This window comes from Desulfovibrio sp. (assembly GCF_041907885.1).
In the GTDB taxonomy this organism is placed as follows: Bacteria; Desulfobacterota; Desulfovibrionia; order Desulfovibrionales; family Desulfovibrionaceae; genus Desulfovibrio.
Map to the genome: position 1 here is coordinate 1 of NZ_JAYRGM010000005.1, position 13,043 is coordinate 13,043.

The 13,043-nt window shown below is 56.3% G+C and carries 12 protein-coding genes and 1 tRNA gene; 6 read left to right on the top strand and 7 right to left on the bottom strand.

The features are described 5' to 3' along the window. Positions 1 to 57: 57 nt before the first annotated feature. The 5 genes from ACE3NW_RS04455 to ACE3NW_RS04475 all read right to left on the bottom strand — a co-directional run bounded on the left by ACE3NW_RS04455 (position 58) and on the right by ACE3NW_RS04475 (position 4,473). Positions 58 to 681, bottom strand: coding sequence for a hypothetical protein (locus ACE3NW_RS04455; RefSeq protein ID WP_374280810.1), 624 nt, complete (start codon positions 679 to 681; stop codon positions 58 to 60). A gap of 123 nt (positions 682 to 804) precedes the next feature. Beyond that, a tRNA-Ala gene (locus ACE3NW_RS04460) sits at positions 805 to 880 on the bottom strand. Between the two features lie 54 nt (positions 881 to 934). Next, the gene (locus ACE3NW_RS04465) at positions 935 to 1,735 is read right to left on the bottom strand and encodes a class III extradiol ring-cleavage dioxygenase (protein ID WP_374280812.1); all 801 of its coding nucleotides are present in this window, start codon (positions 1,733 to 1,735) and stop codon (positions 935 to 937) included. 375 nt (positions 1,736 to 2,110) lie between these two features. Beyond that, complete coding sequence (locus ACE3NW_RS04470) at positions 2,111 to 3,589, bottom strand: 4Fe-4S dicluster domain-containing protein (RefSeq protein ID WP_374280814.1); 1,479 nt, start codon at positions 3,587 to 3,589, stop codon at positions 2,111 to 2,113. Between the two features lie 389 nt (positions 3,590 to 3,978). Further along, positions 3,979 to 4,473, bottom strand: coding sequence for a GyrI-like domain-containing protein (locus tag ACE3NW_RS04475; protein ID WP_374280816.1), 495 nt, complete (start codon positions 4,471 to 4,473; stop codon positions 3,979 to 3,981). A 325-nt stretch (positions 4,474 to 4,798) separates the two neighbouring features. Here ACE3NW_RS04475 and ACE3NW_RS04480 point away from each other — a divergent pair, with 325 nt between their 5' ends. Further along, complete coding sequence (locus tag ACE3NW_RS04480; protein ID WP_374280818.1) at positions 4,799 to 5,575, top strand: L-2-amino-thiazoline-4-carboxylic acid hydrolase; 777 nt, start codon at positions 4,799 to 4,801, stop codon at positions 5,573 to 5,575. Positions 5,576 to 5,635: 60 nt separating this feature from the next. Here ACE3NW_RS04480 and ACE3NW_RS04485 read toward each other — a convergent pair whose 3' ends face one another. After that, the gene (locus ACE3NW_RS04485) at positions 5,636 to 6,910 is read right to left on the bottom strand and encodes a DUF4910 domain-containing protein (protein ID WP_374280820.1); all 1,275 of its coding nucleotides are present in this window, start codon (positions 6,908 to 6,910) and stop codon (positions 5,636 to 5,638) included. Positions 6,911 to 7,342: 432 nt separating this feature from the next. Between ACE3NW_RS04485 and ACE3NW_RS04490 the strand changes: the two genes are divergently transcribed. After that, positions 7,343 to 8,338, top strand: a complete 996-nt coding sequence (locus tag ACE3NW_RS04490; RefSeq protein ID WP_374280822.1) for an Ldh family oxidoreductase — start codon at positions 7,343 to 7,345, stop codon at positions 8,336 to 8,338. A gap of 57 nt (positions 8,339 to 8,395) precedes the next feature. On the opposite strand, the gene ACE3NW_RS04495 is transcribed toward ACE3NW_RS04490, so the two are convergent. Next, complete coding sequence (locus ACE3NW_RS04495; RefSeq protein WP_374280824.1) at positions 8,396 to 9,100, bottom strand: DUF554 domain-containing protein; 705 nt, start codon at positions 9,098 to 9,100, stop codon at positions 8,396 to 8,398. A 255-nt stretch (positions 9,101 to 9,355) separates the two neighbouring features. Here ACE3NW_RS04495 and ACE3NW_RS04500 point away from each other — a divergent pair, with 255 nt between their 5' ends. The 4 genes from ACE3NW_RS04500 to ACE3NW_RS04515 all read left to right on the top strand — a co-directional run bounded on the left by ACE3NW_RS04500 (position 9,356) and on the right by ACE3NW_RS04515 (position 13,039). Continuing rightward, positions 9,356 to 9,526 carry a hypothetical protein gene (locus ACE3NW_RS04500; RefSeq protein ID WP_374280826.1) on the top strand — a complete coding sequence of 57 codons (171 nt, stop codon included), beginning with the start codon at positions 9,356 to 9,358 and terminating at the stop codon, positions 9,524 to 9,526. A 309-nt stretch (positions 9,527 to 9,835) separates the two neighbouring features. Further along, complete coding sequence (larA, locus tag ACE3NW_RS04505) at positions 9,836 to 11,137, top strand: nickel-dependent lactate racemase (RefSeq protein ID WP_374280828.1); 1,302 nt, start codon at positions 9,836 to 9,838, stop codon at positions 11,135 to 11,137. A 192-nt stretch (positions 11,138 to 11,329) separates the two neighbouring features. Further along, a complete protein-coding gene (locus ACE3NW_RS04510) occupies positions 11,330 to 12,307 on the top strand; it encodes a lipoate--protein ligase (RefSeq protein WP_374280830.1) in 978 nt (325 codons plus the stop codon). Positions 12,308 to 12,595: 288 nt separating this feature from the next. Further along, on the top strand, positions 12,596 to 13,039 hold the full coding sequence (locus ACE3NW_RS04515) for a MarR family transcriptional regulator (RefSeq protein ID WP_374280832.1): 444 nt from the start codon (positions 12,596 to 12,598) through the stop codon (positions 13,037 to 13,039). The last annotated feature ends 4 nt before the right edge of the window (positions 13,040 to 13,043 follow it).

Sequence of the window (13,043 nt, forward strand, 5' to 3'; positions counted from 1 at the left end):
AGCGGCAATGTGCCGCTTGAACTGGCGGCCTAGAAAATGCCTTGGGTTTAAGACACCCTATGAAGTTTTTTTAGAAGACGCCAATACCCAAGGACTGGGTGTTGCACTTTGAACTTGAAACCGCGTAAATCTAAAAAACACAACATACCTATTAAATTCAAATTTATTATTTACAACAATAAAGCCATACTTTATACTCGAAACAATTTGGAATAATATGCCAGCAAGAATTAATATGTAAAAAATTATGAAAAACCAATAAAAGAAATTATTGGTAGGTATTACTTTTATATAAATTGCATAACAATTTAAGATGGCAACGGATAAAAATAGTGCAAAGAAAAATCCACATACAACATTGTATATGCTATTTTGGACGCCGAAAAAAATTGTAGTTTTTTTGTGGGAACTTAGGTTTTTTAAAACAGACAAAAGATAAAAAAGTGGCCATATTAAGTTTGCAAATGTTGTTAGCGATAACAAGAAAAAAGTGAACTGCCCTTCATGCATATTAAAGACAGCATCAAACCCATGTGATATAAGATAAAAAACAACACTAAGCAAAATCCATGTCGTTACACCCGATGTGCGTTGCTTTGCATATGTTCGTTCTATACGATTTTTGATAAAATCAAGCCACATTTTCACAGAATCACTGTCACTACCCACAGAGTTATCCATGCGGACCTCGCAAAGAAATAAATCTATTTTTGCACTAAACGCATTTAATGTCACGCAGACTAAAATTAGCCACGCAAAAACCCCCGACCATTTTTCAATGATCGGGGGTTTTGATTATCTACATGGTGGAGCTGAAGAGAATTGAACTCTTGACCTCTTGAATGCCATTCAAGCGCTCTCCCAACTGAGCTACAGCCCCATGAGGAGAAATCAATTATACCCTTTTGCTGGTGGGTGCAAGTATTAATTGCACTTAATCAAAAGAAAATGCCGAAAGTGGTGCTCCCATGGCTCTGTCATGCCAGGCAAGCTTGCCCTGGGCGGCTCCGGCTGCACCGGCAATAACCATAAGGGGGATAAGGTGTTCCTCGCGCGGGTGGGCAAAGCGCGCGCCGGGGGCTTTTTCCCACTCTGCCAGCGCTGCGTTGCGCAGGGCGGGCTGCGGGTTGCATACGGTTGTTGTCAGCCAGTCATCGAAAATTTCCGCGCCTTCAATGGGTGTATTGTCGCCGTAGCGAAAGGCCCGCATGTTGTGATAACTCATGCCGCTGCCCACAAACAGCACGCCTTTGTCGCGCAGCGGGGCCAGCGCGCGGCCAAGTGCCAGATGTTCCTGCGGGTCAAGCCCGCGCCGCAGCGATATTTGCAGAGTGGGAATCTGCGCCTGTGGGTACATCAACAGGCCGGGAATAAAAACGCCGTGGTCAAAGTCGCGCGTGTTGTCCTCTGCCAGCGGCATGCCCACGGTCTGCATGCACTGCCGCACGCTGTCAAACAGTTCTGGCGCTGCGGGGGCTGGCCACCGCAAATCGTAGGTATGCGGCGGAAAATCATAATAATCATAATACAGGTCGGGCTGCCCGGTGGTGAGCAGGGTAAATTCTGGCTGTTCCCAGTGGGCAGAAAATACAAGCTGCGCCGTGGGCGGTTGCGGCAGGCTGGCGGGGATGGAGCGCATCCAGTTGCCAAGGGCAGTCCACGTGTCAGCTGGTGACCAGTCCATAAAAAAACAGGGGCCGCCGCCGTGGGGAATGTAATATGCGGGCATGGTCATGGTTAGCCTCGCTTGCAGATTGGTGATTTGGCCCGCAGATTTGTGCGGGCTCCCGTATCTTTTGAGCCTAGCGCCAAACATGGGCCGCGCCAAGTGCAGTCTCCGGGCCAATGGGGCAACTGCTTAAACTCGGGAAGAGGCAGGGGCGGCACAATGGGCCGCAACATGCCGCATGCAGGCCGCACGCAAGCCGCACGCAGGCCGTAATCTGGGCGCAAGGATGCAAGAGGTGGCTGCCGCCATGCGTCTTGTAATGTGTCTGCCGCAGCCCCGCACGCTTTCCGCTGATACGGCAGCGATGGCAAGAACAAGGGCGGGCATTCTGCAGAATACCCGCCCTCTGGTGTTGTTGGGGTTCAGGCAAAGAGCATTTTTCTAGTCATCCTCGCGCCATGCTCCGAGCCCCTTGAGCCACAGGGTCAGACACAAAATTCCCAGCAGCACGGCAAAGCCCAGATGCACAAGATCCACAAAGGTGGTTGTTCCCGGCGAAAACGTGATCGAAGGCAGATTTTTGGCAACGCGGCCCATGCCGCTGGCGACAACAACGCCCAGCACGCCAAGGCGCACCTTGCCCCAGAATGTCAGCCGCCCCCTCAGCCTGCCGCGCAGCATGAGCACAAGCCAGTAAAAGCCCAGGGCCAGCAGCAGGGCCGCCAGCACATAGTGGATGTTCAAGGTGGTGTAAAAATCGCCTGTCCAGGTAAGGCCGGGGATCTTGGCAATGCCGTATCTGCTGGCCACGGGCAGTTGCATCATGCCCGTAAAGCCCAGCAGCAGGGCCACCGCAACCCAAAGCTTTTTCAGCAGGCCGCCGGTGGGGCAGGCATCCACCTGCGGATCATGCAAGCTGCGCGGGGTTTTGGGCAGGGGCTGCCCCTGCCGGGCGGCGACAACCAGCGCTCCCGCCACGCCAGCCAGCGGCGCTGCCACCAGCATGCGGGTGAGGTTGCCCGCCTGTGCCATAGAATCGGCAACCGGGCCCATGGTGGGCTTGCCGGGGCCGGGTTTGGCCTGCTGCGCTATTTCGCTGAAGGGAACCGGCGAAAGATAGAATGTGTTTGTGCCGCCGTTTTCTGTCACACCGTACAGGTACGCGCCGCGCTCCTGCGCCAGTTTTTGGGCCTGGGCGAGAATTTCGTTGCGCGGGCCAATAGTCTGCACCTGTTGGGGGCAAACCTCCACACAGGCTGGCAGCTGGCCGTGGGCAAAGCTGTCTGCGCAGCGGTCGCACTTGTACATGACGCCGTTGCCAGCAAACCTCGGCATAAGGTCAAGGTACAGCCCCACGCCCGACTGCCGCTGGGGAATGTGCCAGGGGCAGACCGTGCGGCATTTGGCCCCGCCAAGACAGGTCTGGCTGTCTATGCTCACCGTGCCCGTGCCGGGCTGCCTGCTGGCCGCCCCCCAGGGGCAAAGGTTTGCACAGGGCGGGTTGGTGCAGTGCAGGCAACGCCGGGGAATGTGCAGCTCAAGCGGTGCGCCGTTTTTCTGCACGGTGACGCTTTCGATATACAGCCAGTTGTAGGGGGTCAGGCGGTCGTCCACATGACGTTTGTCAGACCAGTCTTCGTCCTTGGTTCCGGGCGGAAACATGGCTGGCATGGGCTTTTTTACTTCAGGAAAGCGGTGGCCGTTGCGCTCGTGGCAGCCCTCAACGCATTGGCCGCAGCCGATGCATTTTTCAATGTCGAGCAGGGTTGCGTATTCGGTGTGCGGGGCAGCCGCAGCAACGGCTTGGTTTGCCGCATCTGCCGCCAGGCTGGCAGCTGGCTGACCAGCAGCCAGATTTACCGCAGAAAGACCCGCAGCAGAGGCTGCGCCCACCAAAAAATTGCGCCGGGTCAGGCTCATGGTTGTATCCTTTTCAGCCGCCTGCACAGGGGGTAACACGTGACCCCGCGTGATTGTTGCTGATTATTGAAATCAATTCGCAATATGCCACAGAGCGGCGAAAAGTGCAATTTATCGCCTACTTTTTGAGTATGGATTGTGCGGGCGCGTTTTTGCGAATTTGGCACATATCCAGCAAAATCATGCAACAATTTGAATTAGCATGGCGGAATATGTGCAAGGCATGGCTGCGCATGATTTGATGAGAAAAAAATCGGCCCTGCGGGGAGCAGCGGGGAGCAGCGAAGGGCAGGCGCGGGTGGTTGCGGGCTGGGTGCGGGTGGTGGCGGAGTGTACAGAGGTGCGGGCCCATGGCTGTGAAAAGGGCCCGCTGTGTGCGTTAATTGCGGTCAGAACTGGTTGGGCGCAAGGGGCACATACACATCGTGCGTGCCAGACTGAAAGAAGCGGCTGTCGTAGCGCTCAAAGCAGGGCATGTCGAGCTGCACGGCAAAGCCACCGGGCGAGTTGGGCCATTCGTCGTACATGTAGTCGTAGGCTTCGCGCAGCATGCCAGCGGCGGGTATACGGCAACAGGCATAAAGCCCGTCGGGTATTGTTACCTCGCTCATGCCTGCGGGCAGGGCAGATGCTTCTGGGGCTTCCATGGCCGCCCAGTAGTCAAAGGCCAGTCCCTGGTGGTCGGTGAATACCGAAACGCCGTAGGAGGGGCCCTGATACAGGTGCGCTGCCTTGCCGCTCAGCTCTGGCATGCGGGGGGTGAACACGTCGTTCCACAGGCGGGGGCAGTCTTGGGGAGCCTGGTGCAAATTGGTGTTTATGCGCACGCCCACAAGGCGTACACTGTGCTGTTGCAGCACCACTACAGCAAAGGGCTTTGGCATGCATGCTCCTTGGCAGGCCAGACCGGATGGAACAGTTCTGTGTGTTTTTGTGATTACAAATAGCAAAACGGCATATAAAGCACAGCTGACTTGCATGAACCAGTTACGTGATACTGTCAATATGGTATTACGGTATGAAATCTGTTTCAATAAGGATATCCGCTGAAAGATGGTGTGCTAGCCAAGAACATATCATGTAAAGACAGCGTGTTGTAAAATAATCATCCATTGCATCCGTAACCGCCGCGTGGACAGACATTTGGCATGCAGCTATAAGTAAAACATGTTCTGAACTCTTTTGCACCCCGCCAGCGAGGGAACCGCCATGCACCACCCAACGCCATGTACCCGCCGCACATTCTGCTCGTTAGTTCTCGGAACCTGTGCCTGTCTGCTCATGCCCTGTCCGTCCCTGGCATCCATTGCGCAGGGCATTGGCAAGCCTGTGAGCGACGAGGCCCTCAAGGCCGAATTTGCAGGCCTGTGCGCGGGGGCAGAACAGATGCTGGCCGGGCAGCGCCCCGCGCAGGAGCTGAGCGCCATGTTTGCCGAGGCCAGAAAGGCCCATGCCCGCCTGTTGCCCCTGCCAGATATTGGCGGGGCAGAAAACCTCACCTACCCCAGCTTTCTGGTGGGGCCGCAATATGCGGCACTGTATACGGCCATGCGCCCCTGCGGTTTCAGCGCGCAGGATGTGGGCAAGCTTGTGTACGATCTTGCCGTGTACAGCTTTGAGGCCCAAAAAGATGTTTACCGGGCCAACGGGCAGCGCTTTTTTACGCCAGAATATTTTGTTCTCTTGCAGGACTGGGCGCGGCGCAGCCAGCAGCGGCGTTATCCCATGGACTGGGTGCAGACGGTATTCAGGGGCGACGGGCGTGATTTTGATATCGGTGTGGACTACACCGAATGCGGGCTCATGAAGTATTTTGCCTCTCTGGGCATGCCAGAGCTTGCTCCCTATCCCTGCCGGGTGGATTTTCCCACTGCGCGGGCAGAAGGCACGGGGCTTGTGCGCACCACCACCTTGGCAAGCGGCGGCAAAGTGTGTGATTTCCGCTATAAAAAAGGCAGACACGTGGCGCAGGGCTGGGATTTGTAGAGGCGGCAAAACAAAAACGCGGCAGGGGCATCAGCTCCTGCCGCGCGGCATTTCAGCAGATCAGCATTTTTTGATCGCCAGCACGTCTTTTTCAACCAGCTTGCGCATGGTTTCCGCACAGCGAAAAATATCCCGCCCCACGATATCGGCTTCTTCCAGCAGTGTGGTGTTGCCGTCGGCATAGGCCAGCAGATCCATCATCAGATTGACCTGCTCGGTACAGGATGTCTTGGTGCTCAGGGTGGGGTACAGGCCCCGCTTGCCCAGCTGCGGCTCGCACAGCACGCGCGGTTCGTAGACCACGTTTTCTTCCAGCGCCTCAAGAATGCGGGCCATGATGTTTACGCTGTCTTCAAGGCCTTTTTGCGTAACCAGTGAGCAGTCGTCCAGCGAGGTGTGGTATTCGGGGTAGACGTGGTACTTGCTGCGCATGACGCTGCACAGGGGCAGATCAATGCCCGGCGAGCAGTACTGGCGCTCGTCGCTTTCGCGGTCGAGAAATGTGTAGCGGATAAAATCGGGCGCAAAGTGCCGCAGCACGTGCAGGGCCGCCTTGTCTGCCAGGGTGTCACCCTTGCGGCTGGGCAGATACGAATAGGCCCGTTCGTCGCCCATGCAGGTAAGGTTGAAACCGGCCACCACATTGCGGCGCAAGGCTTCGTAATTGCGGCTCAGGTAGGTGATGGAGCCGATGGTTTCTGGCACAAAGACAAAGCGGTAGGTGTAGCGGCGGGGCTGCTGCGCCACCCACTGGGCCAGAGCCGTGGCCACCACCGGGCCCGAAAGCTCGTTGTTGGCCATAGAGGGATGGCAGATGTAGGTGGAAAGAAAAATTTCCTTCTCGCACTGGCCGGGAATCACAAGCTCGCCGTAGGTAAGGCTGCCGGGGGCAAGCGTGGAATCAATAACCGCGCGGTACATGCCGGGGGCAAGTTTTTGCCGCTGCTCGTGCGTGAGGCAAAATCCCCAGCGGCGGGCGTAGTATGATGTGATGTAGGGAATGGCATTGGGCATTTCGGGCAGGGAATGCAGATGGCCTTGCAGATCTTCAAGCGAAATGGTGCAGTCCACCGGCTCGGAATAGCCCATCACGTGCAGATTGGTATCGGCAAAATCCGCAACCACCTCGCCCGAAGGGCCGGTAAGGCGCGCGCCGGTGATGTTCCATTCGTCGGGAATTGTCCAGTCAAAAACCTTGGAGCCAGAGGGTACTTCAAAGGTTTTTAAACCGGGCAATTCCTGCTGTAACATGCGCAACGTCTGCCGCACCCCGTTGCCTGTTATGCTGCGGCATATGGGAAAAAGACTGCGTAAAAAGTCGTGGAAGCTCGTCATTATCCTTCCTTGTGGTGCATTGCGTGAGGCAGCATTTCCCATAGGGGGCGGCAACCCTGATTGCCGTTTTGTGGGGGATCTGTCGGCAGCAATGCCTATCGCGAGCTTGCTTATGGCTACTGGGCCGCGCCGTCAAGCAGCTTTTTTTGGCATAACAAAAAAAGCTGCCCGCAATCCCCCATGCAGGGCACATTGTGGCCGGTTGCGGCGAATCAAGACTGCCATTCATGATCGCTGACAACAGGCTTCAACAGGCAGGCTGGTCTGGCGGGAGCCAACTTGCCGTATAAACTATAACATATTGCTGGCGGGTAGAAAAGCCCCGATTCAAGCGGGCGAAATTTGCTTTGCCTGTGCCCCCTATGCTGCTATGCAAACAAGGCGGTTTAGCGCAAGCAACCATACGTAAAACAAGCCAGAATTGGAGTGTATATGTCTGCGGTTTCCCTTACAGAAGCACAAGCTCTGGGCGAAAAAATACTCATGGCCCACAACGTGGAGCAGCGCAATGCCTCCCTGACCATTGCCTCGCTGCTGCGGGCAGAGATGGAAGGCCTGCCCTCGCACGGATTTTCGCGCATCCCGTATTACGCGGCCCAGTCGGCTGCGGGCAAAGTGGACGGCCATGCCGTGCCGCTGGTAGAGCGCGTAAAACCGGGCGTTGTGACAGTGGACGCCCGCTGTGGGTTTGCCTTCAGGGCTTTTGCCGACGGTCTGCCCGTGGCGGTCCAGGCGGCAAAAGAATCGGGCGTGGCCTTGCTGGCCGTGCGCAATTCGCACCATGCGGGCGTGCTGGGTTTTCCTGTGGCAGACCTTGCGGAGCAGGGTCTTGTGGCCCTGGGTTTTGCCAACAGCCCCGCTTCGCTGGCCCCTTACGGAGGCACAAAGGTGACGTTTGGCACCAATCCGCTGGCCATGGCCTGCCCCCGCAAGAATGCGCCGCCGCTGGTGATTGATCTTTCCATGGGCTTGCTGGCGCGTGGCAAAATCTTGCAGGCGGCCAAAAAGGGCGAGCTTATCCCGGAGGGGGCAGCGGTGGATGCGCAGGGCAATCCCACACGCGACCCTGCCAAGGCTTTTGACGGCGCGTTGCTCCCTTTTGGCGGCCCCAAGGGCTACGCCCTGGCCTTGATGGTAGAAATAATGTCGGCAGCGCTTACCGGGGCCACCCTGGCCATTGAGGCTTCGTCGCTGTTCACGCCCGACGGCCCCGCCCCGCGTCTTGGGCAGAGCTTTTTGGTCATGAACCCAGCCGCCAGTGCTGGGGCAACCTTTGTGGACCGCGTGGAACAGCTGCTGGCCTATATCAACGACCAGCCGGGTACGCGCCTGCCGGGTGACCGGCGCATTGGCCTGAGCCAGCAGGCACGGCAGAGCAACAGCATTGATCTGCCGGACGATCTGCTGAAGGAGCTGCGGAGTCTCTAGGTTCCCTTTTACCATCCCGCTTTTGCAGTTGGATGACAAACAGTACTTAGTGGGCAGCTACTTGAAGGGAAAGTACAGCTCCCACAGGTGTGAAAGCGGCAGAATGATGCCCAGGGCGGGCAGCATGTTGATGACGGGGAATATCTTGATATCGCACATGCGCAGGCCCGTTGCCACAAAGATAACGCCGCCGCAGGCGGTAAAATCGTTGAGCATGGCCGGGGTCATGAAAGGGGCAATGGTGGTGGCCCCCATGTAGATGAGCGCCAGAATGACAAACTGCGGCAGGGCGATAAGGCTTACGGAAAAGCCCATGAAGGAGCCGAAAACCACGCCGGTAAACATGTCCAGCGCGGCCTTGGTCAGCAGAATGTCGGGCTTGCCGGTGAGCCCCTCGTGAAAGGCCCCCAAAAAGCCCATGCTGCCAAAGCAGAATGCGGCCACCAGGGTTATGACCATCAGGGAAAAGTTTTCATCGCCCATGCGTTTGCTTTTCAGCAGGCCAAATATGGCCCGCAGAACTTTTTGCAGCAGGGCCTCGGCATAGATGATTTCGCCCACCATGGTGCCGAGAATGAGAGAAATCGTCACGACCGGCAGGGCTGTGGCCTTGCCCACAAGGGTTGCGCCCAGGCACAGGGTTATGACGCCAAAGATGGAAGGCAGCGCCTTTTTGAGCCGTTCAGGAAAAATATCGGCAAAAATAACGCCGATGACACCGCCGATGAAAAGTCCGCCACTGTTCACAATGGGCCCGATCATATGCGCTCTCCGCGTTCTGGCATAGAAATCGTTCTGAAAGGCGGACAGGAAAGGGGGGTCTGTAGGCCGGTGTGAATCGATGTGGTGATGCCAAGGTTACAGCCCCGAATACCGCAGGCGCGCGGGCTCGGGGCCGCCAGCGTGCCAGATTTTTTCACTGACAAAATGTTTTGGTGTGCAGTTTGGGTATCACAAGGCATTTTTGTTGACAATAGGCCCTGGCAGAGGCCGAAATGCAGGAAGGCAGGAGAAAATATGATTGTCAGAACGTGGCACGGCTGTGTTCCAGAGGCTCTGGGCGAGGAATTTGCAGTGCATTTGCGCAGGACGGGCGAGGATCACGCCAGAAGTATTCCCGGAAACCTTGGGGTGGCGGTCAAACGCATGGCCTTTCGCGGATGGGAGCATTTTTTCTTTGCCACATGATGGGAATCTTTTGATGCCATAAAGGCATTTGCGGGAGAAGAATATCAGCTCGCGGTGCATTATCCCGACGACGAGCGCTTTGAGCTTGTGGCCGACCCCTATGTTTTTCATCACGCTGTAGAGCGCATTGATCCGTTGTAGCTATGCCATCGGCTCTGCGCCCCTGCCCAAATGCAGCTATGGCGTCCTCTTCACAAAAGTCGGCATGAGGCATAACAGACCCCGTATGGGGCCAGCACTGCGCAAGGCCAGCACTGCACAACGCCAGGCGCTTTACGGGCGGCACGGCAACAAACAGGGATGCGATCCATGGCACAGCATTACATGAAGTACGGCGACAGGGAATTTTGTGTGGGGCTTGATAGCGGGCTTATTGCGGCAGAGCTGCATTCCAATGCAGTAGCGCTGCCACAAAAAAGCGCTCTTGAACATATCAACGAGGCTTTGGACAACCCCATTGGCAGCCCCCGGCTGGAAGAAATGCTCAAGCCCGGCCAGACCGTGTGCGTGGTCGTTCCCGATTCCACCCGTTTGTGGCAGTCACCCAATATCTATGTTCCAGCCGTGGTGGGCCGGTTGAACAAATGCGGCATCCGCGATGCCGACATACGCATTCTTACCGCCACGGGCACGCACCGCCCCATGTCGCGCGAGGAGCACATAGCCATTGTTTCAGAGGATATTTACAAACGCATTGAGGTTATCGACCACAAATGCCGCGACACGGCAGACATGGTCAAGGCGGGCGTGACCAGCCACGGAACCGAGGTGTGGTTCAACCGCGTGGCCATGGAGAGTGACCACATTATTCTTACTGGCGGCGTGGTGTACCATTTTCTGGCTGGCTACGGCGGCGGGCCCAAGTATCTGCTGCCCGGCATTGCAAGCTACGAGACTATTCAGCGTCACCATAACCTTGCCCTCAACGAGGGTTTTGGCAGCGGAACCAACGCGGCGGTGCGCAGTGCCAACATGGAAAACAGCAATATTTTTCATGCTGATCTTGAAGAAGCGGCCCGGCTGGCCAGACCCAGCTTTTTGCTCAATGTGGTGGTGGACGACAGTTACAACATCATCAAGGCCGTTGCTGGCGACATGGTGCAGGCGCACCGCGAGGCCTGCGCCCTGGTTGACGCCATCGACGGAGTGAATGTGGCCGAGCGCACACCGCTGGTTATTGCCAGCGCGGGCGGCGCACCCAAGGACATCAATTTTTATCAGACCATCAAAACCCTGGCCAATGCCCTTGCGGTGGTGAGCGAGGGCGGAACCATCATCATTCTCTCTGCCTGCACAGAGGGTTTTGGCAGCCCCGACACCCAGCACCAGATATGTGATTTCGACACCATGGAAGCGCGCGAAAAAGACCTGCGCGAAAACTTTTCCATCGGCAGCTATGTGGGATTTCTGTTTGCAGAATCTGCCGAAAAGCACAATCTCATCATGGTAAGCGACATGGATGCCGCAGACTTTGCCAAAACAGGCATACACATTACCAGAACACTGGACGAAGCGCTTGCTCTGGCAAAAGAGCTGAACAAGGGGCAGGAAATGCGGGCAACATTATTGCCGCACGGGGCCAATACCCTGCCCAAATTCGCGGGCTGCTAGAGAACTGTTTACGGGTATGGGGCTCTGGGCATGGGTGGCGCACCGCCAGCCGCGTTCAGGGCCTCTGCTGTGCCGGGCCGCAGGGCGGGTGTGCCCAAATTCGGTGTGACGCGTCTTTGTTCGCCTGTGGTGGACAGTTGGAGAAATGTAGAAAATACGATATTTCCCGTAAACATACTCTGCGGGGGAACTATGCGTTTCATCTATAATGCATGCACCGACGCGCCATTTAATCTGGCGGCAGAAGAGTGGCTGTTGCACAATTCCGACACGGATATTTTCATGCTGTGGCGCAATGGCCCTGCCGTTATTGTTGGGCGCAACCAGAACAGCCACTCAGAAATCAACGCGGATTACGTGCAAAAAAACGGAATTCCCGTGGTGCGCAGACTCACGGGGGGCGGGGCGGTCTTTCACGATCTCGGCAATATCAACTTTACCTTTATCAGCCTCCACAATCAGTCGGGCCTGCTCGATTTCAGGCGCTTTGCCACGCCCATTATCGACGCGCTCAATGCTCTGGGCGTTGCATGCGAATTTAATGGCCGTAACGACATGGTTGTGGGAGAGAGCAAAATTTCGGGCAACGCGCAGCATGCGCACCGCGATCGCCTGCTGCACCACGGAACCCTGCTCTATGCCGCCGACCTGGATTCGGTTTGCGCAGCTCTTAAACCCAGTCCTGCCAAATATATAGATAAATCTGTCAAAAGTGTGCGCGGGCGTGTGCGCAACATTGTTGATTTCATGCCCAAGCCCATGCCCATTGAGGAGTTCATCGACTACCTCATGCAGTATGTGGCCCAAGGGCAGGATGCAGCAATAACCAGCCTGCACGACGACGAAATCGAAGCCATCGAAAAACTGGCAGAAGAGCGCTACCGCTCGTGGTACTGGAACTACGGGTATTCGCCCAACTACGCCTTTGAGCGCAGCACAAAAACTCCGGGCGGTGTGCTGGATGTGCGCATGGATGTGCGCAACGGCGTGATTGCCGATGTGCGTCTGTTTGGCGACTATTTTGGTGTGCGTGATGTGGTGGAACTTGAAGACACGCTTTGCGGCTGCCGCCACGAACGCGAGGCCCTGGAGCGAAGGCTGGCCCTGGTGCATATTGAGGCCTACATTCAGGGGGTGGGCGAACGCATGTTTCTGGATTGCCTGTTTTAATCCCGCACAAGACTTCTGCTCATACGCATTTGGCAGTTTGCCGGGCTGGCTCCGCTGCCGCACTTCGTTATGTGCTTTTCCTTTTTACAGCTATGTGTTGGGGCAGATTTGCCGGGTACATGAAGGCTGGCACATGCGCCCTGTATTATGGCGCGCAAATGCTTGCTTGTTGTGTGTCTTATAAAGGGATATATCAGTGTTCTCAGGTGTATGAAAATGTGATTTTTGGGCTATTGCCATGGTTGATAAAACAATCGCTGGCGTAACAATGCACATAACGAGGGGCTCATGAGTGCTTCCACCAGGGAATTAGTCGGCATGACCGTGGCCCGAACCGCCCGCATGTGGCGCAACAAGCTTGATGAACGCCTGTCCCCGCTGGGTCTGACCCAGGCTCGCTGGCTGGTACTCATGTATCTTTCACGCATGGGGGGTGAAGTTCTGCAAAAGGAACTTGCCCTTTGTGTGGGTGTAGAAGGCCCCACCCTTGTTCGCGTGCTGGACGGGCTGGAGCGCATGGGCTTTGTGCAGCGCCGGGGCGTAGAGGGTGACCGGCGGGCCCGGCGCGTTTGCCTGACATCCAAGGCCGATGGCGTGATAAACGATATTATGCGCATTGGCATCAAGCTGCGCGGCGAAGCCCTGGCGGGTATATCCGACGAAGAACTGGAAAGATTTTTTCATGTGCTTGAGGTCATTCTGGCCAATCTGGATGCCGCACCGTCAGAATAGCACG